At 64.0% G+C, this 20,332-nt stretch carries 15 protein-coding genes; 13 read left to right on the forward strand and 2 right to left on the reverse strand.

Annotation, left to right across the window (positions count from 1 at the left end; all coding sequences use genetic code 11):
* Nucleotides 1–442 precede the first annotated feature (442 nt).
* Nucleotides 443–3,619 (forward strand): multidrug efflux RND transporter permease subunit, encoded by a 3,177-nt coding sequence (locus EN850_RS16365; RefSeq protein ID WP_136091954.1) that lies wholly within the window; start codon nucleotides 443–445, stop codon nucleotides 3,617–3,619.
* A gap of 15 nt (nucleotides 3,620–3,634) precedes the next feature.
* Nucleotides 3,635–4,786, forward strand: coding sequence for an efflux RND transporter periplasmic adaptor subunit (locus EN850_RS16370; protein ID WP_127279204.1), 1,152 nt, complete (start codon nucleotides 3,635–3,637; stop codon nucleotides 4,784–4,786).
* Between the two features lie 44 nt (nucleotides 4,787–4,830).
* Here the strand turns inward: EN850_RS16370 and EN850_RS16375 are convergent, their stop codons facing one another.
* Complete coding sequence (locus EN850_RS16375; protein ID WP_136091759.1) at nucleotides 4,831–5,739, reverse strand: LysR substrate-binding domain-containing protein; 909 nt, start codon at nucleotides 5,737–5,739, stop codon at nucleotides 4,831–4,833.
* Between the two features lie 114 nt (nucleotides 5,740–5,853).
* On the opposite strand from EN850_RS16375, the gene EN850_RS16380 reads away from it, so the two are divergent.
* From EN850_RS16380 to EN850_RS16415, 8 genes are all read left to right on the forward strand, one after another.
* On the forward strand, nucleotides 5,854–6,642 hold the full coding sequence (locus EN850_RS16380) for a 2OG-Fe(II) oxygenase (protein WP_136091760.1): 789 nt from the start codon (nucleotides 5,854–5,856) through the stop codon (nucleotides 6,640–6,642).
* A 112-nt stretch (nucleotides 6,643–6,754) separates the two neighbouring features.
* Nucleotides 6,755–7,447, forward strand: a complete 693-nt coding sequence (locus EN850_RS16385; RefSeq protein WP_136091761.1) for a GntR family transcriptional regulator — start codon at nucleotides 6,755–6,757, stop codon at nucleotides 7,445–7,447.
* 33 nt (nucleotides 7,448–7,480) lie between these two features.
* Entirely contained in the window at nucleotides 7,481–8,587 is a 1,107-nt protein-coding gene (locus EN850_RS16390) for a mandelate racemase/muconate lactonizing enzyme family protein (protein ID WP_136091762.1), read from the forward strand.
* Nucleotides 8,584–9,768, forward strand: coding sequence for a mandelate racemase/muconate lactonizing enzyme family protein (locus EN850_RS16395; RefSeq protein WP_136091763.1), 1,185 nt, complete (start codon nucleotides 8,584–8,586; stop codon nucleotides 9,766–9,768). The genes EN850_RS16390 and EN850_RS16395 overlap by 4 nt, the downstream gene beginning before the upstream one ends.
* A gap of 258 nt (nucleotides 9,769–10,026) precedes the next feature.
* Nucleotides 10,027–11,691, forward strand: coding sequence for an ABC transporter substrate-binding protein (locus EN850_RS16400; protein ID WP_136091764.1), 1,665 nt, complete (start codon nucleotides 10,027–10,029; stop codon nucleotides 11,689–11,691).
* A gap of 70 nt (nucleotides 11,692–11,761) precedes the next feature.
* Nucleotides 11,762–12,715 (forward strand): ABC transporter permease, encoded by a 954-nt coding sequence (locus EN850_RS16405; RefSeq protein ID WP_127279106.1) that lies wholly within the window; start codon nucleotides 11,762–11,764, stop codon nucleotides 12,713–12,715.
* The gene (locus EN850_RS16410) at nucleotides 12,712–13,584 is read left to right on the forward strand and encodes an ABC transporter permease (protein WP_135881571.1); all 873 of its coding nucleotides are present in this window, start codon (nucleotides 12,712–12,714) and stop codon (nucleotides 13,582–13,584) included. The genes EN850_RS16405 and EN850_RS16410 overlap by 4 nt, the downstream gene beginning before the upstream one ends.
* Complete coding sequence (locus EN850_RS16415; RefSeq protein ID WP_136091765.1) at nucleotides 13,577–15,619, forward strand: ABC transporter ATP-binding protein; 2,043 nt, start codon at nucleotides 13,577–13,579, stop codon at nucleotides 15,617–15,619. The genes EN850_RS16410 and EN850_RS16415 overlap by 8 nt, the downstream gene beginning before the upstream one ends.
* Nucleotides 15,620–15,651: 32 nt before the next feature.
* Here EN850_RS16415 and EN850_RS16420 read toward each other — a convergent pair whose 3' ends face one another.
* Nucleotides 15,652–16,554 (reverse strand): LysR family transcriptional regulator, encoded by a 903-nt coding sequence (locus EN850_RS16420; RefSeq protein ID WP_135929798.1) that lies wholly within the window; start codon nucleotides 16,552–16,554, stop codon nucleotides 15,652–15,654.
* A gap of 116 nt (nucleotides 16,555–16,670) precedes the next feature.
* Here EN850_RS16420 and EN850_RS16425 point away from each other — a divergent pair, with 116 nt between their 5' ends.
* From EN850_RS16425 to EN850_RS16435, 3 genes are all read left to right on the forward strand, one after another.
* Nucleotides 16,671–18,326 (forward strand): ABC transporter substrate-binding protein, encoded by a 1,656-nt coding sequence (locus EN850_RS16425; RefSeq protein WP_135865246.1) that lies wholly within the window; start codon nucleotides 16,671–16,673, stop codon nucleotides 18,324–18,326.
* A 277-nt stretch (nucleotides 18,327–18,603) separates the two neighbouring features.
* A complete protein-coding gene (locus EN850_RS16430; protein WP_245464367.1) occupies nucleotides 18,604–19,401 on the forward strand; it encodes a DUF427 domain-containing protein in 798 nt (265 codons plus the stop codon).
* A gap of 77 nt (nucleotides 19,402–19,478) precedes the next feature.
* Nucleotides 19,479–20,243 carry an SDR family oxidoreductase gene (locus EN850_RS16435; protein ID WP_136091766.1) on the forward strand — a complete coding sequence of 255 codons (765 nt, stop codon included), beginning with the start codon at nucleotides 19,479–19,481 and terminating at the stop codon, nucleotides 20,241–20,243.
* Nucleotides 20,244–20,332: the final 89 nt, after the last annotated feature.

Below are 20,332 nucleotides of genomic sequence, written 5' to 3' on the forward strand. Positions count from 1 at the left end.
GTGTTACCGGTCTGTAACTTCCAGCATGTTACTTACTGGTAACACCTATAGCGTCCGTCGTCAATAACAAGGTCGTGAACTGGTCCTACCAGATCGAGATGGACGAAAAGATTGCCAATCATGCGGCTTCGGCCGGTGAAGAGATGAAAAACGGTTCGTGAGCATGGGCTGCGAATCGACAGACAAGGAGCCGGCCAATGCCACAGCGCCGCGATCTTACCATAGATGAGGCCGTCCGGGATCCGATGATCCGGCTGGTCATGAAAGCAGATGGGGTCGACCCTCGCGCCTTCGAAAACATGTTGCGCTCGCTTGCCGATGGGCAGCGTCGCGGGGTGCCGTTGCTGCGTTCACGGGAAATGTCCCGTGACGGGCATGGCCAGTTGTCCAGGGTCGCCAACGCCTTCGGGCGGGTAAGAGCGGCTGGAGAGGCGTGCGTGTCGTGGTAAACTTCTTCATCCATCGTCCGATCTTCGCCTCTGCGATCGCCATCATCATGGTGCTCGCCGGGACGATTTGTTATTTCTTGCTGCCCGTGTCGCAGTTTCCCGACATCACGCCGCCGCAGGTCGTGGTCAGTGCCCACTATCCGGGCGCCAGCGCGCAAGTGGTGGCAGACACCGTGACGACGCCGCTGGAGCAGCAGATCAACGGCGTGCAAGGCATGACCTACATGTCGTCGACGAGTTCCAATGACGGCTCGTCGACCATCACCATCACCTTCGATGTCGGCTATTCCTTGAGCACCGCCGCTGTCGACGTCCAGAACCGCGTCTCGCAGGCGGCATCCTCGCTGCCGGCGATCGTCAACCAGGGCGGCGTGACGATCAAGAAGCAGAACCCGAACTTCGTGCTGATCGTCAACCTGACCTCGCCCGACCATTCCGTCGACCCGGTGGCGCTCTCCAACCTGGCCTATCTGCAGGTGGTGGATCCGCTGAAGCGGCTGCCTGGCGTCGGCGACGTGCAGATCTTCGGCGAACGGCGCTATTCGATGCGCGTCTGGCTCGACCCGGACAAGCTCGCCAATCTCGGCATTACCGCAGTCGACGTCCAGAACGCCATCGCCGAACAAAACGTCCAGGTGGCGGCCGGCAAGATCGGCCAATCGCCGGCGCCCGCCGGCACCGCCTTCGAGATGCAGGTCAACGCCGTCGGCCGGTTGAGCGATCCGAAGGAATTCGGCGACATCGTCGTGCGTGCCAACACGGATACGGGTTCGCTGGTGCGGCTGCGCGACGTCGCCCGTATCGAGCTTGGCGCCCTGCAATATTCGTCCTCGGCCTTCTTCGGCAAGGACCCGACCGTGGTGCTCGCCGTCTATCAGATGCCCGGCTCCAACGCGCTCGATCTGCAGCAGCGCGTCAAGGACAAGATGCAGGAACTGTCGGCCCGTTTTCCCAAGGGCGTCGACTATGCCATGCATTACGACACGACGCGTTTCGTCTCGGCCTCGATGCATGACGTGCTGATCACGCTCGGCGAAGCCCTGGTGCTCGTCGTGGCGGTGGTGTTCATCTTCCTGCAGAGCTGGCGCACGACCATCATTCCGACCATCGCCATTCCAGTGTCGCTGGTGGCGACGCTCGTCATCATGGAGATGATGGGTTTCTCGCTCAACATGCTCTCGCTGCTCGGCATGGTGCTGGCGATCGGTCTGGTCGTCGACGACGCCATCGTCGTGGTCGAGAATGTCGAGCGACAGTTGGAAGCCGGGCTGAAACCACTGGCGGCGACAAAAGCCGCCATGGCCGAGGTGACAGGTCCGATCATTGCGACCACCGCCGTGCTCATGGCCGTGTTCGTGCCGGTTGCCTTCATTCCCGGTGTCTCCGGAAAGCTTTACAACCAGTTCGCGCTGACGGTGGCGATCTCCGTCGGTATCTCCGCATTCAACTCGCTGACGCTCAGTCCCGCGCTCAGCGCGGCCTTCCTGCGCCATCGCGGGGAGACGCAATTCTTCCTGTTCCGCTGGTTCAACACAGGCTTCGACAGGCTGTCGCATGCCTATGCCCAGGGCGTGCGCATCCTCATCCGGCTGCGCTGGATCATGCTTGGCCTGTTCGCGGCCGGCCTAGTCGCCACCTATTTCGTCTGGCAGAAGCTGCCCTCGACCTTCCTTCCGGTCGAGGACCAGGGTTATTTCTTCGTCGTCATCCAGCTGCCCGACGGCGCTTCGCTGGAGCGCACCGATGCGGTGGCACAGAAGGCGCGCGACATCCTGCAGGCGACTCCCGGCGTCGACATCGTCGGCTCGATCAGCGGCCTGAACTTCCTGACCAGCGCGGCGCAGTCGAATTCGGCCGTCGAGTTCGCCATCCTCAAGCCGTGGGAACAGCGTGGTCCCGACCAGAGCGCCTCCAAGTTGGTCGCCGACGTGCGCATGAAGCTGCTGCAGATCCCGGAGGCCTTCGCGCTCTCCTTCGATCCGCCGTCCATCCCCGGCATCGGTACGACAGGCGGCTTCGAATTCGTCGTCGAGGATCTCACCGGCCGCGGCAGCACGGCCCTCAACGATGCCACGCAAGCGGTGATCGCCGAGGCGCGCAAGCAACCGGAAATCAATCCGCAGCAGCTGTTCTCGCCGTTCTCGACCTCGACGCCGCAGTTCAACTACAATCTCGACCGCGCCAAGGCGAAACTGCTCGGCCTCAACCTGCCCGACGTCTTCAACACGCTGCAGATTTATCTCGGCTCGCTTTACGTGAACGACTTCAACCTGTTCGGCCGCACCTTCCGGGTGACCATCCAGGCCGACAAGGATTCTCGTGCGGGTGCCGCCGATATTTCACGGCTCTATGTGCGCAATGCCTCCGGCGGCATGGTGCCACTCAGTACGCTGGGCAAGCTCGTGCCGTTCGTCGGCCCGGAAACCGTGCCGCACTACAACAACAATGCCTCGGCCACCATCAATGGCGGCGCCGCGCCCGGTTATTCGTCGGGCCAGGCGGTCGCCGCCATGGAGCGGGCCGCGGCGACCGCGCTGCCCAGGGATTTCGGTTTCGAATGGACCGGCATCACCTTCCAGGAGCTCAAGGCTGGATCGATCGCGTCGGTTGTCTTTGCCCTCGCCATCGTCTTCGTCTTCCTGATCCTGGCGGCGCAGTACGAGAGCTGGGCGATGCCGTTCATGGTGCTGCTGGCGGTGCCTCTCGCCCTGTTCGGCGCGTTCGCGGCACTTTGGATGCGTGGCATGCAGATCGACGTCTATTCGCAGATCGGCTTCGTCATGCTGATCGGCCTGGCGGCCAAGAACGCCATTCTGATCGTCGAGTTCGCAAGACGGCGGCGCGAGGAAGGCCTCACCATCGTCGAGGCATCGATGGAGGCCGCCCGGCTGAGACTGCGGCCGATCCTGATGACCGCGTTTGCCTTCATCCTCGGCGTGGTGCCGCTGATGATCGCCACCGGCGCGGGTGCCGCAAGCCGTCAGTCGATCGGCACCACCGTGTTTGGCGGCATGGTCGCGGCGACCATCCTGTCGCTGGTGTTCGTGCCTGTCTTCTACGCGGTCATCGAACAGCTGCGCGAACGGCGCGGCGGCGACGAGCCCGCCTCTCAACACACTGAACCAACGGCCAAACCCGCCTTCCCTCCCCTGGCGGAAGCGGCCGAATAAGATTGGAGAATCATCATGCGTAAATGGAAAATCGCGTTGGGAACGGCTGTCGCGCTGGGTGCGATCTCGGTGGCCAGCGTCCACCTGCTGGACATGGGCAATCTCAGCCTGAATGCCGGCACGGCCGGGGCCGCGCCCGCTCCAGCCGCGTTCGTCATGCCGGTGCCGGTGGCGAGCGTCGTCAAAAAGACGATCCCGATCTACCTCGACTATGCCGCGCGGACCGAGCCGATCCGCAGCATCACGCTGCAGGCGCGCGTCCCTGGCTACCTGCAGGAACAGACGGCGCAAGACGGCGCCGATGTGCGGCAGGGCGACACGCTCTACAAGATCTCGCCCGACGACTTCCAGGCCGCGCTCGATCAGGCGAAGGCCCAGGTGCAGCGCGATACGGCGACGCTCGACTATGCGCGTTCCAATCTCGGCCGCGGTACCGAGCTTGCCAAGAGCGGTTACCTGGACAAGGACAGCTTCGACCAGCGCACCAGCACCTTGCGCGAGGCGCAGGCGTCGCTGGCGCTCAACCAGGCCGCCGTGCGCACGGCCGAGCTCAATTTGAGCTACGCTGAAATCCATGCGCCATTCCCCGGACGCCTGGGCCGCAACCAGGCCTCCGTGGGAACGCTGGTCAGCGTTGCCGGCACCGTGCTCAACACGCTGGTGCAGCTTGATCCGATCTACGTCACCTTCAATCCAAGCGAGACGGATCTGGCGCAGATCGAGGAAGCGCGTGCTGCCGGCCCAATCGAGGTCGAGGTCCTGCTTCCGGGTGAGACCGAAGCCCACCAGAAGGGCGAGCTCACCTTCATCGACAATACGATCGATCACTCGACCGGCACGATCACCACACGCGCCACCATCGGCAACGCCAAGTTCACGCTCTTGCCAGGCCAGTATGTTCGCGTGCGGCTGCACGTCAAACAACAGCCCGACGCGCTGATGGTGCCGCAGGTCGCGCTGGGATCAAGCCAGCTCGGCAAATATCTCTACGTCGTCGGCAAGGGCAATACGGTCGACCAGCGGCTGGTTTCGCTTGGGCCGACCAGCGGCGACATGGTCGCCATCCTCAGCGGCGTCGCCGAAGGCGACCAGGTGATCACAGGCAATCTGCAGAAGATCGGCCCCGGAATGCCGATTTCGCCCCTCCCACAGAAACCGGCTACCTGACTCCCCCGCAGGCCCGGTTTCCGCGCGGCGCCCTCGACCCTTTCTCAGGTCGCGGGCGCCGTTTTCACGAGCAGACCGACCAGAGCGGCGACGTCGGCGCGATCGGCCTTTGCCGGCGGCATGAAGGCGCAATAGGGGTGCCCCAGGCGCACCGAGACGGAAGAAAGCGCAATCAGCCGGCCCGCATCCAGATCGCCCTGGGCCATCACCCGCTGTCCAAGGGCAATGCCGAGGCCCAACCGAGCCGAGGCTATCGCCAGGCTTGAGAGGCCGACGCGGCGCCCCTGCGACGGGTCGGGCGACCGGTTGCCGCCGCATGCCGCGAACCAATCGGCCCAGCTCGGGTGCGAGGCATAGTTCGGCGCCCAATTGGTGTGGATGAACAGGCTCTCATGCAGATCGGTGAGGCCCGTATCGCCATTGCCGTGCCGCTGCCAGAAGTCCGGCGCGCAGACCGGCAGGACATCGTCATGGACCAGGCGGACCATCCGCAGGCCGGGATAGTGATAGTCGCCATAGCTGATGCGCAGGTCGACATTCTGGCGCATGAGGTCGATCGGATCATCCTCGGCACGCACGTCGATCGCCATGTGCGGGAAGGCCTCGAGGAGCACGGCCAGCCTCGGCGCCAGCCACAGTTCGGCCAGCGAGAATGGCACGCTGACGACAAGCCGTGTCCTCAGGCCGCCTTCGAGCATGCGCTGGCCGATGGCGGCAATGTCACCGAGCGCACGCGCCGTCTGCGGATAGATGGCGTGGCCGGCGTCGGTCAGCGCGATGCGATTGCCGGTGCGCACGAACAGTTGCTTGCCGAACCAGGTTTCGAGATTGCGGATCTGCTGGCTGACCGCCGCCGAGGAGACGCCAAGCTCGCTCGCGGCCAGTGTGAAGCTGCCGGCGCGGGCGGCGACCTCGAAGGCCTTGATCGCATTCAACGGCGGCAGCCGGTCCACATCAGCCTCCAGAAGTTTTTCTTGGCCGATCCTAATAATTTTCCACGTTGAGAGAAAGAATTTTTTGCCGTCTTCTGTGCCCAACCTTGGAGCTTCCCGATTGGAGCATACGACATGGAAGACATTCTCGACCTCGACCGCTATCCGCTCGATCGCGAAGGCAGCCCCGAATGGGATCGCCTCGTCGAGCAGTCCATCGCCGCGCTCGCAGCCGACGGCATGTTCAATCTCGAGGGCTTTCTGCGGCCCGGTATCGCCGAACAAGCGGTGCGGGAAATCAAGCCGGTCATGGACACGCGGTCCCATGTCCACAAGCGTTTGCACAACATCTACTTCAAGCCCAGCATTCCGGAATTGGCACCCGACCACCCGGCGCTGCGCAAGGTGGAAACCATCAGCCACACCGTCTGCGCCGACCAGATTCCCGGCAGCACGGTGATGGCGATCTACGAATACGAACCGCTGGTGCGTTTCCTCGCCGCGACGATGGGCAAGGCCAGACTGCATGTCATGCAGGATCCGTTGGCACGCGCCAATGTGATGGCCTATCGCGCCGGCGAAGCGCTGAACTGGCACTTCGACCGCTCGGAATTCACCACCACGCTGCTCCTGCAACAGGCGGAGCGCGGCGGTGACCTGGAATACCGCACCGATCTCAGATCGGATGAGGATGCAAACTATGACGGCGTTGCCAGACTGCTCGAAGGGCGCGATCCCGAAGCCAGGGTCCTGCGCATGAAGCCCGGTACGCTGAACGTGTTTCGCGGTAAGAACACCGCGCATCGCGTCACCACGGTCGAAGGCGACCGCGAACGGATGATCGCGGTGTTCTCCTACTATGAGAAGCCGGGCGTGATGTTCAGCGATGAGGAGCGTGTCGGTTTTTATGGCCGCGCGGCTTGATTCAGCCCAGCCGGCCGGGCTGCCAAGCAAAGCTCAGAAATTCGAGCATGGCCTCTTGTTAGATTGTCGACAATATGATTGTCTTGCCTTCTGTTCTCGCTGGAGTGGCCGGATGGTGAAGACGGATTTCAGCCCGATTGCCGACACGACGCGCCGTGCCGAAATCGTGGCACTGCTGCGGCGCGCGATCCTGACCGGTCAGCTCGAACCCGGCCAGAAGCTCAACGAGCTCCGGATTTCCGAACAGATGCGGGTCAGCCGCGCGCCGCTGCGCGAGGCGATGCGCGAGCTGGTGCAGGAAGGCATCCTGACCAGCATCCCCTATGCCGGCACCTTCGTCATCAATGTCACCGCCAAGGACATCGACGATGCCTATTCACTCAACAAGGTGCTGGACGAGTTCGCCATCGAGCGGATGTGGAAGCAGCGCGACCAGCGTTTCCTGGACGAGCTTGACCGGCGCCACGAGGCGGTGAAACAGGCGACGCGCGACCGCGACACCACAAGGCAGATCGAAACCGCCCTGCAATTGCATGGCCTGATCCATGAATGGGCCGACAATTCGGTGCTCCTGGAAACCTGGCAAAGGCTGACCAGCCGTTTGCAGATGTACTTTGCCCTGCACCAGCAGGCGCGCAAGGAAGCCGTGCCGGCCGAAAATGTCCATGAGACCTATGTGGCGCTGCTCAAGGGCGACGACATGCGTGCCGCCCAGCGCCATGCCCGCGAGCATATCGACCTCGATTTCGAAGAGCTTCTTGCCTATGCGCGCGGCCTTGAACGGCGCCCGTCGAAAGGCGCCTGATCCCTCCCATCATCGCGGACAATGGATACCCACGTGCAGATCGAAACCATCAAAGCCTATCACGTCGTGCAGCCCTTCGTGGACGGCCCCTACCGCATGTCCAAGGGGCGCGTGGCCGACTGCTTCGACGCCGTGATCGTGTCCATCACCTCCGACAGCGGGTTGACCGGCTGGGGCGAGATGGCGCCGCTCGGCAATTTCTACTCGGCCGCCTTCCCGGCCGGCACGAGAGCCGGCGTGCCGGAGATCGCACCGCACCTCATCGGCCAGGACCCGTGCGGGCTGGCCAGCATCGGCCGGCTGATGGACACCGTGTTCAAGGGCCATCCCTACATCAAATCGGCGTTCGACATGGCCTGCTGGGATCTGGCGGCGCGCGCGGCCGGCGTGCCGCTGGTGACGCTGCTCGGCGGCAAGGAAAGCGACACGGCGGAACTCTACAAGGTCGTCACCCATGGCACGGTCGATCAAATGGCCGCACTTGCCAAGCGCATCATCAAGGACGGTTTCCAACGGCTGCAGGTCAAGGTCGGCGGCAATGTCCATGACGACATCGAGCGCGTCACGGCGGTCGCCGCCTCGGTACCGAAAGGCACGGTCATCTTCTGCGACGCCAATGCCGGCTGGACACCCTACCAGGCGCGGCAGTTCGCCGATGCCACGCGGGCGATCGACTACACGTTCGAGCAGCCCTGCAGGACGATCGACGAGAACATGTCGGTGCGCCGCATGCTCGACAAGCCGATGGTGCTCGACGAATCCGTCACCTCGCTCGAGGCGATGCTGGAAATCCATCGCCTCGGCGCGGCCGACGGCCTGACGCTGAAGATTTCGCGGCTCGGCGGCGTCACCAAGACCCGGCTGATCCGTGACGTCGCCGTCGATCTCGGCTTCATGATCACGGTCGAGGACACCGGCGGCGCCGAGATCGACACATCCGCCATGGCGCATCTGTCGCTGTCGACGCCGGAGGAGCGGCGGCTGCATGCGATCGCCTTCCATGAATGGGTGACCGTGCGCACCGCGTCGAACGCGCCGCCGGTCACCGGCAGCCGCATGGGCATTCCCGACGGGCCGGGCCTCGGCATCGACGTCGTTCCCGACCTGCTCGGCAAGCCTTTCTTCGAGGTCAGCCGGTGAAGATCCGCAGCATCAAGGCGACGCCTATCAATCTTCGCCTCGAAGCGCCCTATGCCTGGGTGTTCGGCGAACTCGACGGTTTTTCGCCGACCATCGTCGAAGTCGAGACCGAGGACGGCCTTGTCGGGCTGGGCGAAGCGCCGACGCCGGCGGCGGCCGCCATCATCAACGATGGTCTCGCCAAACGGCTGGTCGGCCGCGACGCCTTCGACATCGCCGGCGCCGAGCATGTCAGCCTGCCCTTCTGGACCGGCGTGCAGTCGATCAACGACCGCGCCCGCATCATGGCCTTCGGCGCCATCGAGATGGCGCTTTGGGACTTACGCGGCAAGGCATGGAACCAGCCGCTCTACCAATTGCTTGGCGGCGCCGTGCGCAAGGACATCCCGTTTACCGACTACTTTTCGCTGCGCGGCAATGGGGCTGGTGTAAAGGGCGAGACGACGCCGGGAGCCGTCGCCGACTATTGCGTCGAACTGCACGAGACGCATGGAACGACGTTCTTCGAAGGCAAGTTCTCGACCGACGACCCGAAAGTCTCGCTGAGAATGGTCGAGCTGATCCGCAAGAAGCTCGGCGACGATGCGATGATCCGCATCGATTCCAACCAGGCTTATTCGCTGGCCACCGCCCGGCGGCTGGCGCGGCCGCTGGAAGATCTCGGCGTGCGCAACTGGGAGGATCCGGTGGCGACGATCGAGGAGATGCGCGAGCTTCGCCGCCATTGTTCGATCCCGTTCTCGACCCACAATATCGACATTGCGCGCGCCATGGACCTCAAGGTGCCGGATGCTTTCGTCGGCAACCCGACGGTGCATGGCGGCATCGGCCGGATGCTGCGGTTCGTCGGTGCCTGCGAGCACGCGGGCATCGATTTCTGGTGCTACAGCGGCGACAGCGGCATCGGCAGCGCGGCCTACCTGCACCTGTGCGCGGCGCTCGGCTGGGTCCGGGAGCCGAACCAGTCGCTGTTTCGCATGCAACCGATTGACATCACCGAGCAAGGGCCGTTTTCGCCCGAGAACAATACGGTGCGTGTCCCGGAAGGCCCGGGTCTCGGTGTCACATTGTCGCGGAAAAATCTCGCGGCCTGCCATCGCGACTTCGCCGAGAACGGCCCGTGCAACAAATATCACGACCCGGCCAAGCCCGGGACATATCGCCGTTTGCCGCTGAACTAGGAGTACGAGACGGGAAAGGAGACGGAATAAGAGTCCGCCGCCGCGCGCGGAAGGCGACGGCAGGACCGGACGGATGGAAGCATTGCCTCAAGAAAATCTGACCCGCACGCCGGAAGGATCGGATGGACCCAGAAAAACCGCATGCTACAGTCCCGGTCGACTGACATCGTTGATGGCCGGGACAGGAGAACTCCACGGACTTTCGTCAACTGAAAACACATTCATCAACCATAAGAAACAGGGGAAAGGGTTAAACCCATGATCAAGAACTACCGCATTCTCGACCTGATCCGGCGTAATCGCTCGCCGCTCGAAAATCACTTGATCGACGGGCTCGTCGATGGCCGTGTCAGCCGCCGCGACTTCATCCGCCATGGCAGCCTGCTCGGCCTGTCGCTGCCGCTGCTTGGAGGCATCACCACGGCCGCCGGCTTTGGCGGCATGCCGTCGCTGGCCCGCGCCCAGGGCGCACCCGGCGCCACCATCCGTGTCGCCAGCAGCGTGCCGGCAGCCGCCATCGATCCGGTCACCATTGCCGACGCCGGCGGCCTCCTGGTCATGCAGCAGGTAGCCGAATTCCTCTGCGTCGACGGCCCCGACCTGGTGCTCAAGCCGGCTCTGGCCGAAAGCTGGAAGCCGAACGACACCGGCACGGTGTGGACCTTCAAGCTGCGCAAGGGCGTCAAGTTCCACTCGGGCGGCGAGATGAAGGCCGATGACGTCGTGGCCAGCATCGACCGACTTGCCGATCCGGCCAATTCGTCCAACGCGCTCTCGGTGTTCAACGGCATCCTGCAGAAGGGCGCCTCGAAGAAGGTGGACGACTATACGGTCGAGTTCCACCTCGATGCGCCGAACGGCAACTTCCCCTACATGCTGTCATCCGACAACTACAACGCCGTCATCATCCCGGCGACCTACAAGGGCGACTACGAGAAGAGCTTCGACGGCACCGGGCCGTTCAAGATCGAGAAATACACCGCCAAGGTCGGCGCGTCCTTCGTCCGCAACGAAGACTATTGGGGCGAGAAGGCGTTGCCGGATCGCACCGAATTCACCTTCTTCGCCGACATGCAGCCACAGATCCTGGCCCTGCAGGGCGGGCAGATCGACATCATCAACCAGATGCCGGTTTTGGCGGGCGTGGCGCTGCTCAACGACCCGAATGTCGACATCATCAGCCTGAAGTCGTCGGCGCATCAGCAACTGCACATGCACTGCGACGAAGGCCCAACGAAGGATGCCCGCGTGCGCCGCGCCATTGCGCTCTGCCTCGACCGCGAAAAGCTTGCCGCCGGCCTGATGAAGGGACGCTCGGCGCTGGGCAATGATAGCCCGTTCGCCTCGGTCTACCCGTCGACCGATACCAGCGTGCCTCAGCGCAAGCAGGATATCGCGCAGGCCAAGCAACTGATGGAAGCCGCCGGCGTCGGCCAGGGCTTCAAGATGACGCTGACCACCGAGCGCTACCTCGAAATCCCCGAATACGCCCAGCTCATCCAGAACTGGGTCAAGGAGATCGGTATCGAGCTCGAGTTGAACATCCTCGACCAGGGCGCCTATTACGGCGATGCGGTGTTCGGCAAGTCGAACTGGCTGGATTCGGCGATGGGCATCACCGACTACGGCCACCGCGGCGTGCCGAACGTCTACCTTGCCGCGCCGCTGAAGAGCGACGGCACCTGGAATGCAGCGCACTTCAAGAACAAGGACTACGACGCGCTGGCGACCAGCTATATCGCGGCACTCGATCTCGAAGCCCAGAAGGCCGACGCCGGCAAGATCCAGAAGCTTCTGCTCGAGGAAACCCCGGTCATCTTCGGCTATTTCTACGACTACCTGACGGCAACGGCGAAGGGCGTGGCCGGCGTGCAGCCGACAGCAATGTCGCAGCTGTTCCTCGATAAGGCGTCGAAGGCGTAAGCGAAAAGGGAAAGCCAGTCCTCTAATAGCCAGCTCCTCCGGGGAGCTGGCTTTGCAAGGAGTCTTAGCCATTCTCTCCTTCTTTGCGCGGCGTGTGTCCCTGTCGCTGATCACGCTGTTCCTGCTCAGCATCATGGTGTTCCTGGGCGGCCAGGTTCTGCCAGGCAATGTCGGGCGCGCGATCCTCGGCCCGTTCGCCGACCAGCGCGCGGTGGACGCGCTCAATCACACACTCGGCGTCGATCGCCCGCTGCTTGTCCAGTACTGGAGCTGGATCTCCAACTTCGTCCAGGGCGACATGGGCACCTCCTACATCTTCCGCTCGCCTGTGGCGCCGTTCGTCATCGATGCGCTCGGCAATTCGATGAAGCTGGCGGCCGTCGCCTTCGTGCTGGTGGTGCCGATCGGCATTCTGGGCGGCGTCATTGCGGCGCTCAACCTCAACCGTCCGCTCGACCGCATCATCAGCCTCGGCGGCCTGTCGGTGACGGTGCTGCCCGAGTTCGTCACCGGCATCATCCTGATCCTGATCTTCGGCGTATGGCTGCGCTGGCTGCCGATCTCGGCCGCTTGGCCCAGAAATGCCGGCTTCTTCACCCAGCTCTATTATCTGATCCTGCCATCGCTGCCGCTGTTCCTGGTGCTGTTCGGCTATATCGCGCGCATGGCGCGTTCGGGCATGATCGAGGCGCTCGATTCCGACTATACGCGGACCGCCGTGCTGAAGGGCCTGCCCTGGCGCACGGTGATCTGGCGCCATGTGCTGCGCAATGCGCTGTTGCCGACCATCACCGTCATCGCCACCCAGACCGGCTACCTCATCGGCGGGCTGGTCGTGATCGAGACGCTGTTCCGCTACCAGGGCATCGGCTCGCTGATCTTCACCGCGGCGCGCGGCAAGGATTTTCCGATGCTGGAATCCGGCATCCTCACCATCGGCATCGTCTATGCCGTGGCGACCCTGGCCGCCGACTTCCTCTATTCCGTGCTCAATCCGCGCATCCGCCTGGGGTCAGACCAATGAGCGCCGTCCAGACCACCTCACAGGACGACACGCGCAAGCGCGGCCCGCTGGCCGAAGTCTTTTTCTCCCTGCTGCGCTCGCGAACCTTCCTTGTCGGTCTCGCCATCGTGCTGTTCTGGGTTGCCTGCGCACTGTTTGGCGAACACTTCGCGCCCTACGACCCGCTCGCCGACGACATCATCAACGCGCTGGCGCCGCCTTCGCGCGAACACTGGTTCGGCACCGACCAGATCGGCCGCGATGTGTTCTCGCGCGTCATCGTCGGCTCGCGCGATATCCTGACGGTCGCGCCGCTGGCGACCTTGCTGGCGACGGTCGCCGGCACCGCGCTCGGCCTGCTCACCGGCTATTTCCGAGGCATCGTCGACGATGTCGTCAGCCGCATCCTGGAAGCCTTCATGGCGATTCCCGTGGTGATCGTGGCACTGCTCGCCATCGTCGCGCTCGGCACCTCCAAGACCACCGTCATCATCGTCATCGGCCTGAGCTTCGCGCCGATCATCGCGCGCACCGTGCGCTCGGCGGTGCTGGCCGAGCGTGAACTCGACTATGTCGCGGCCGCACAGCTCAGGCATGAGAGCGCGCTGCATACGATGTTCGTCGAGATCCTGCCCAACGTCATCCCGCCGATCCTGGTCGAGACCACGGTGCGACTGGGCTATGCCATCTTCGCCGTCGCCACGCTCTCCTTCATGGGCTTCGGCATCCAGCCGCCGTCTCCCGACTGGGGCCTCTCGATCTCCAGCAATTACGGCATGATCGGCGGCGGCTTCTGGTGGACGGTGCTGTTCGACGCGCTGGCCATCGCCTCGCTGGTGATCGGCGTCAACCTGGCCGCCGACGGTGTGCATGGGGCCTTCAATGACTGAACCCGCCGTGGCAAAAAACGCGCTCGAACTCAGAGACCTGTCGGTTGCCTACCGGGTCGCCGGCCGCAATCGCGCGGTGCTGCGCAATCTCAGCCTCACCATCGGCCAGGGCGAGGCCTACGGGCTGGTCGGAGAATCCGGCTGCGGCAAGTCGACGGTGGCGCTCACCGTGGTGCGCTACCTCCCGCGCAACGGCTCGATATCGGGCGGCGCCATCTCGCTCGACGGCCAGGATGTCATGAAGCTCGACGCCGAGGCACTGCGGCGCGCACGGGCCGAAAGCGTCTCCATGGTCTATCAGGATCCGGGCAAGGCGCTGAACCCGTCGATCCGCATCGGCCGGCAACTGACCGAGATTTTCGAGCTTGGCGGCATAACCGGCCAGGCGGCCACCGATCGCGCCATCGCCATGCTGAACCGGGTGCGCATCTCCGATCCGCCAAGCGTCATGCAGCGCTATCCGCACCAGCTGTCGGGTGGCATGCAGCAGCGCGTGGCGATCGCCATGGCGCTGGCCAACGACCCCTCGATGCTGATCCTCGACGAGCCGACGACTGGGCTGGATGCCACAGTCGAGGCCGAGGTGCTCGACCTCATCGCGCAGCTCAGGCGGGAACTCTCAGCCTCGATCCTGTTCATCAGCCACAACCTCGCCGTCGTCTCCAACATGTGCGACCGGGTCGGCGTGCTCTATGCCGGCATGCTGGTCGAGGAAGGACCAACGGAGGTCGTCTTCAACGATCCGCGCCATCCTTACACTGTCGCGCTGCTGCGCTGCCTGCCGCGCGGCGGCCAGCGCAAGGACCAGGGCCGGCTCGACACCATTCCGGGTTTCCTGCCTGGCATCGGCGCCGTCATCAAGGGTTGCGCCTTCGCCGACCGCTGCGCGCTCGCCGACGACCGCTGCCGCACCGAACTGCCGCCGCTCTATGAGCTGAGCGACGAGCGCGGAACCCGGCTGTCGCGCTGCTTCCATCACGACAAGGCGCAATCGCTGCCGCGCGCCACGCCCGCCGACGTGGCGCCGGCACCGAAGCCCGCGAGCGCGCCGGTGCTGCGTGTGGCGCGGCTGAACAAGACCTATGCCAGCCATGGCTATCCGCTGCGCGCGGTCAAGGACGTGTCGCTCGATCTCAGGCCCGGCGAGACGCTCGGCCTGGTCGGCGAATCCGGCTCGGGCAAGACCACCTTCGCCAGGCTGCTGCTCGGGCTCGTGCCGCCCGATGCCGGCGGCACCATCGAGCTCGAGGGCAAGGCGCTGGCGCCGAAGCTGGAGAACCGCGACGACGACCAGGTCAAGGCGATGCAGATCGTCTTCCAGAACCCGGATTCGGCGCTCAACCGTTCGCATTCAATCCGCCATCTCATTGGCCGGGCGCTTAAGCGGCTGGCGGGGCTCAGGGGTGCCGCCCTCGAGGCGCGCCTCAACGATCTCGTCCGCTCGGTACGCCTGACCGACCGGCATCTGGCTGTCAAACCGCGCCAGCTCTCGGGCGGGCTGAAGCAGCGCGTCGCCATTGCGCGCGCCTTCGCCGGCGACCCGCGTATCGTGGTCTGCGACGAGCCGACCTCGGCACTCGATGTCTCCGTCCAGGCGGCGATCCTCAATCTGCTTGCCGACCTGCAGTCGAAGGAAGACGTCAGCTACATCTTCATCTCGCACGACCTCGGCGTGGTGCGGTACCTCTCCGACAAGATCGCCGTGCTCTATCTCGGCCGCATCATGGAGCTCGGGCCATCGGAGGACGTTTTCTCCGGGCCGCATCATCCCTATACCGAGGCGCTGCTCTCGGCGGTGCCCAAGCTCGACCAGACCGAGACGGCGCGCATTCGGCTCGACGGCGAAATCCCCAGCGCCACCAACCCGCCCTCGGGCTGCGTCTTCCACACGCGCTGTCCACGCAAGATCGGGTCCATCTGCGAACAGCAGGAGCCGCCATTGGCCGAGGCGCAGCCGGGACACTCGATCCGCTGCCATATTCCCTACGCGGAACTGGCGCGGCTGCAAAAGACAGCGGTGGCCGAACCGGCATAGCGAGACATCGCATGGGGCATTTGCCTGGCCGGTTACACCTGGCTGGCGATGCCCAGGGAACGGTCGCCTTCCGAAAACCCCTGACCTTCGGTCCAATCCCTGGCCAGCGTGCGCAGCCCGGTCAACGCGACGTCGAGCGTGTCGGACGAGGCGGGATTGCTGGGATAGGCGAGATAGATCGGCCGTTGAAATACCGGCGTGTTGTCGATGCGTCGCATTTCGCCGCGCTCGATATGCCCGCTGACGGCGCTGAGCGGCAGATAGGCGGCGGCGTGCTGCGACAGGACATGCTGGAGCCCGATGAAGACCAGCCCCGCCGAGATAGCCGGTTTGACCATGCCGGCGAATGCCCGGTCATGCTCGATGCGGAATTCGAGCCCCCAGTCCATCAGTATGTAGTTTTCGGTCCACGGCTGCGTCTGGGCGGCATGCTGGACGAGCACCACCTGGTCGACGGCGAGCGTCTCGTAGACGATGCCGGGATGTGGGCGCGGCAGATAGAGGATGCAGATGTCGAGCAAGCCTTCGGCCAACTGGTCGATTGCCTGGTCGGGAAAGCTTCCTTCCAGCCGTAGCGCCACGTTCGGCCTTCTGGTGCGCATCCACTCGACCCATGGCGAGGTGATGCGCTCCCACAGATAGGCTGGCGCGGTGAAGCGCAACAGCGTCTCGTAGCCATCGGGAACGGCGATATCCTGCCTGGATTGCTCCCAGGTGCGAGTGATGGAGGAGGCATGCGGCAGGAACTGCCGGCCGGCTGGCGTCAACGTGACGCCGTCGCGGTCACGGACAAAGAGCCGGCGCCCCAACTGCTCCTCAAGCCCCCTTATCCGCGCACTGACGGTGGATTGCGCGAGATTGAGCCGGTTGGCGGCGACAGTGAAGCTGCCATGTTCGGCGACTTCGAGGAAGCTGCGCAGGTTTTCGGTATCCATGCCATCACTCCTCCATCGAAAATTTCGATGGACCCTATCAAAAAATATCGCTTTCCGGTCGCGGTCAACAATGCCCTAAATGGCCGATCTCCCAAGGGCAAGCGAGGAATGCAGCCATGCCAAGGCATTTCATGACGATTGACGCCGCCCGCAAAAACCTGACCGCAATCGAAAATTCCGCTGTCGACGAATTGCTGGCCGGCAGGGTCGACCGGCGCGATTTCCTGCGCCACGGCAGCGTGCTTGGCCTGTCGCTGCCGTTGCTTGGTGGCATTTTGGGAGCGGCGGGTTTCGGGACGCAAAAGGCCCTCGCCGAGGGGAAGCCGGGCGGCACGGTGCGCGCCGGCGTGGCGACGCCGGGCGGCGCCATCGACCCCGTCACCTTCTATGACAGCGGCAGCTACCAGCTGGTTTTCCAGACCGCCGAATTCCTCTGCATCACCCAGCCGGACCTGACCCTGAAACCGGTTCTGGCGGAAAGCTGGTCGCCCAACGAAGACGGCAGCGTGTGGACCTTCAAGCTGCGCAAGGGCGTGAAATTCCACAATGGCGAGGACTTCAAGGCCGAGGACGTTGTCGCGACGTTCGATCGGCTGGCCGATCCCAATGGCGCCTCCAACGCGCTGTCGGTGTTCAAGGGCCTGCTGTCGAAAGGCGGAACCCAGAAGGTTGACGACCACACCGTCGCCTTCCATCTCGACGCGCCGAACGGCAGTTTTCCCTACTCGGTGTCGATCGACAATTACAACGCCGTCATCCTGCCGGCGAGCTACAAGGGCGACTACGAAAAGACCTTCGAGGGCACCGGGCCGTTCCGGATGGAGACCTACACGCCCAAGGTCGGTGCGACCTTCGTCCGCAACCCCGACTATTGGGGCGAAAAAGCGCTGCCCGACCGTCTCGAATTCAAGTTCTACGGTGATGTGCAACCGCGCATCCTGGCGCTGCAGGCCGGCGAGGTCGACATTCTCGACGCGGTTCCGCTCGACGTCAGCCAGGTGGTGCTGAACAGCCCCGACATCACGGTGCTGCGCGTCGCCTCGACGGCGCACCGCCAGCTTCACATGCGCTGCGACATGGCGCCTTTCACCGACAAGCGCGTGCGCCAGGCGCTTGCGCTCAGCATCGATCGGTCCAAGCTGGTCGACGGCTTGTGCCGCGGCATGGCGGCCACCGGCAATGACAGCCCGTTCGCGCCGGCCTTCCCCGCCACCGACAAGTCGGTGGCGCAGCGCACCCAGGATATCGCCAAGGCCAAGCAACTCATGGATGCGGCGGGCCTCGCCAGCGGCTTCGACATCACGCTGACGACGCTGCGCTATTCCGACATTCCGGGCTATGCGCAACTGTTCCAGAATTTCGCCAAGGAGATCGGCGCCCGCATTTCGCTCAACATCGAGGATCAGGACAAATATTACGGCAAGGCGGTGTTTGGCCAGTCGGACTGGCTGGACAGCCCGCTCGGCATCACCGACTACGCTCACCGCAGCGTGCCGAATGTCTTTTTGAAGAGCCCCCTGGTCGGCGACGGCCCGTGGAACGCCGCGCATTTCAAGAGCCCTGCCTATGACGGCATGGTCGCCAGCTATCTCAAGGCGCTGGACATCGGCGCGCAGCGCGCGGCGGCATCCGACATCCAGAAACTGCTGCTCGACGAGACGCCTGTGATCTTCAGCTACTTCCCCGACCTTCTGGTGCCGGTGCGCAAGAATGTCAGCGGCCTGCCGCCGATCGCCGCCGGGCTGCTGCTCGATCGTGTGTCGCTGGGGTAGAGGCTGCCGAGATCATGCTCGAACAGGCAGAAGCCAGATTGGACCGCTCCGTGTTTCGGGCGGCGAGGCTGTCCGGCAACAGGGCCGCGACAAACGATGGGGGGCCATCGTTCCAGCGGTTCGACACCGGCAACGCCCGCCGCCCGGAAGCCCTCGCCGGCCATCAGCCCGGCCTCATATCGCGCTAGCCATGCGCCCTCGTCCGGCCACGACAGACAAGAAACGGGAGACTACCATTCGCAAGCCTCATCTGCGCGGTCGCGGACCGCATTTCCCCGTGCTCGACACTATCGTGCAGTACGATTTCGAGCCCGGCTATGTCGCCTTCACCATGCCCTCGCTGAAGCGGCTGCGGGTCCAGGTCGGTTCGATGACCGTTGCCGACACCACCAGGGCACTGGTTCTGTACGAATCCGACCATCTGCCGGTCTACTATTTTCCGATCGAGGACGTGCGCGAGGAATTCCTGCTGCCCTCGAAGACGACGACGGAAGACCCATACAAGGGCGTCGCCACGCACTACTCGCTCAATACAGGCATCACCCTGGTCGAGGATGGCGCATGGCGCTATCTCGATCCCGTCAAGGGTTGCCCGCCGATCTCAGGCTACATGTCGTTCGTGTGGAGCAAGATGGGCCACTGGTTCGAGGAGGACGAGGAGATCTTCGTCCATGCCCGCGATCCGTTCCGCCGCGTCGACTGCCTGCCCTCCTCGCGGCGCGTACAGGTTATCCTCGATGGCGAGCAGGTCGCAGATTCACGGCGCGGCGTGTTCCTGTTCGAGACCGGGCATCCAGTGCGCCATTATCTGCCCATTTCGGACACACGGCTCGATATGTTTGCGCCCAGCCGCTACATCTCACGCTGCCCCTACAAGGGCATCTCCAACTACTATCACGTGACGACAGCCAAGAAGCGCCACGAGAACCTGGTCTGGTACTATCCAGAGCCGGTGCATGAAGCAGAACGCATCAAGGGACTGGTCTGTTTCCACCACGAACTGGTCGACAAGATCCTGGTCGACGGCGTCGAAATCCCTAAGGAGGCCACGGCCGCGTCCGACGGATATTTCTAGGTACGCCCGCGCAGCGCGCTGAAGACTTGATCGAAACATGGGTCAGCGCATACCCTCCCTGATCAGGGAGGCTGTCGATGGATCTCTTCAAACTGGACGGCGATGTCGCACTGGTCACCGGTGCCGGCAGCGGCATCGGCCAGGCAATCGCGATTGGGCTGGCTGAAGCCGGCGCCGATGTCGCCTGTTTTGGCCATGCATCAAAGGGCGGGCTGGACGAAACCGCCCACCGGATCACCGCACTCGGGCGCAAGGCGCTGGTGCTGACCGGCACGGTGACGTCGGAGAGCGACCTGGCCAAGGCCATCGATCGCATCGAAGCCGACCTCGGTACGTTGACCGTCGCTGTCAACAATGCCGGCATTGCCGGATCGGAACCGGCCGAGACGCTGCCGCTGGACAAATGGCGGAAGGTGCACGAAGTCAATGTCGCCGGCGTGTTCCTGTCCTGCCAGGCCGAAGCGCGCAAGATGCTGGCGCGCGGCAAGGGCTCGATCATCAACATCGCCTCGATGTCGGGCACCATCGTCAATCGCGGGCTGACGCAGGCGCACTACAATTCCTCGAAGGCCGCCGTCATCCATTTGTCGAAGAGCCTGGCCATGGAGTGGGCCGATCGCGGGCTGCGCGTCAACGTCGTCAGCCCCGGCTACACGCTGACGCCGATGAACAAGCGGCCGGAGGTTGCGGAAGAGGTCAAGATCTTCAAACGCGACACGCCGATGGGACGAATGGCGGCGCCCGAGGAAATGGTCGGGCCGACGGTGTTCCTGGCCAGCCGGGCGTCGAGCTTCGTCACCGGCCTCGACCTGATCGTCGACGGCGGCTACGTCTGCTGGTAACAGGGCATGCGAGCCCTGTCCCGTCGGCGTCGGCCGACTTGGCCTGCAGCCTGAAATACGCCGCGAACGTAGCGTTAGTCGTTGCGCGG

Origin of the sequence: Mesorhizobium sp. M8A.F.Ca.ET.207.01.1.1 (assembly GCF_004794715.1) — a bacterium.
Classification (GTDB): Bacteria; Pseudomonadota; Alphaproteobacteria; order Rhizobiales; family Rhizobiaceae; genus Mesorhizobium.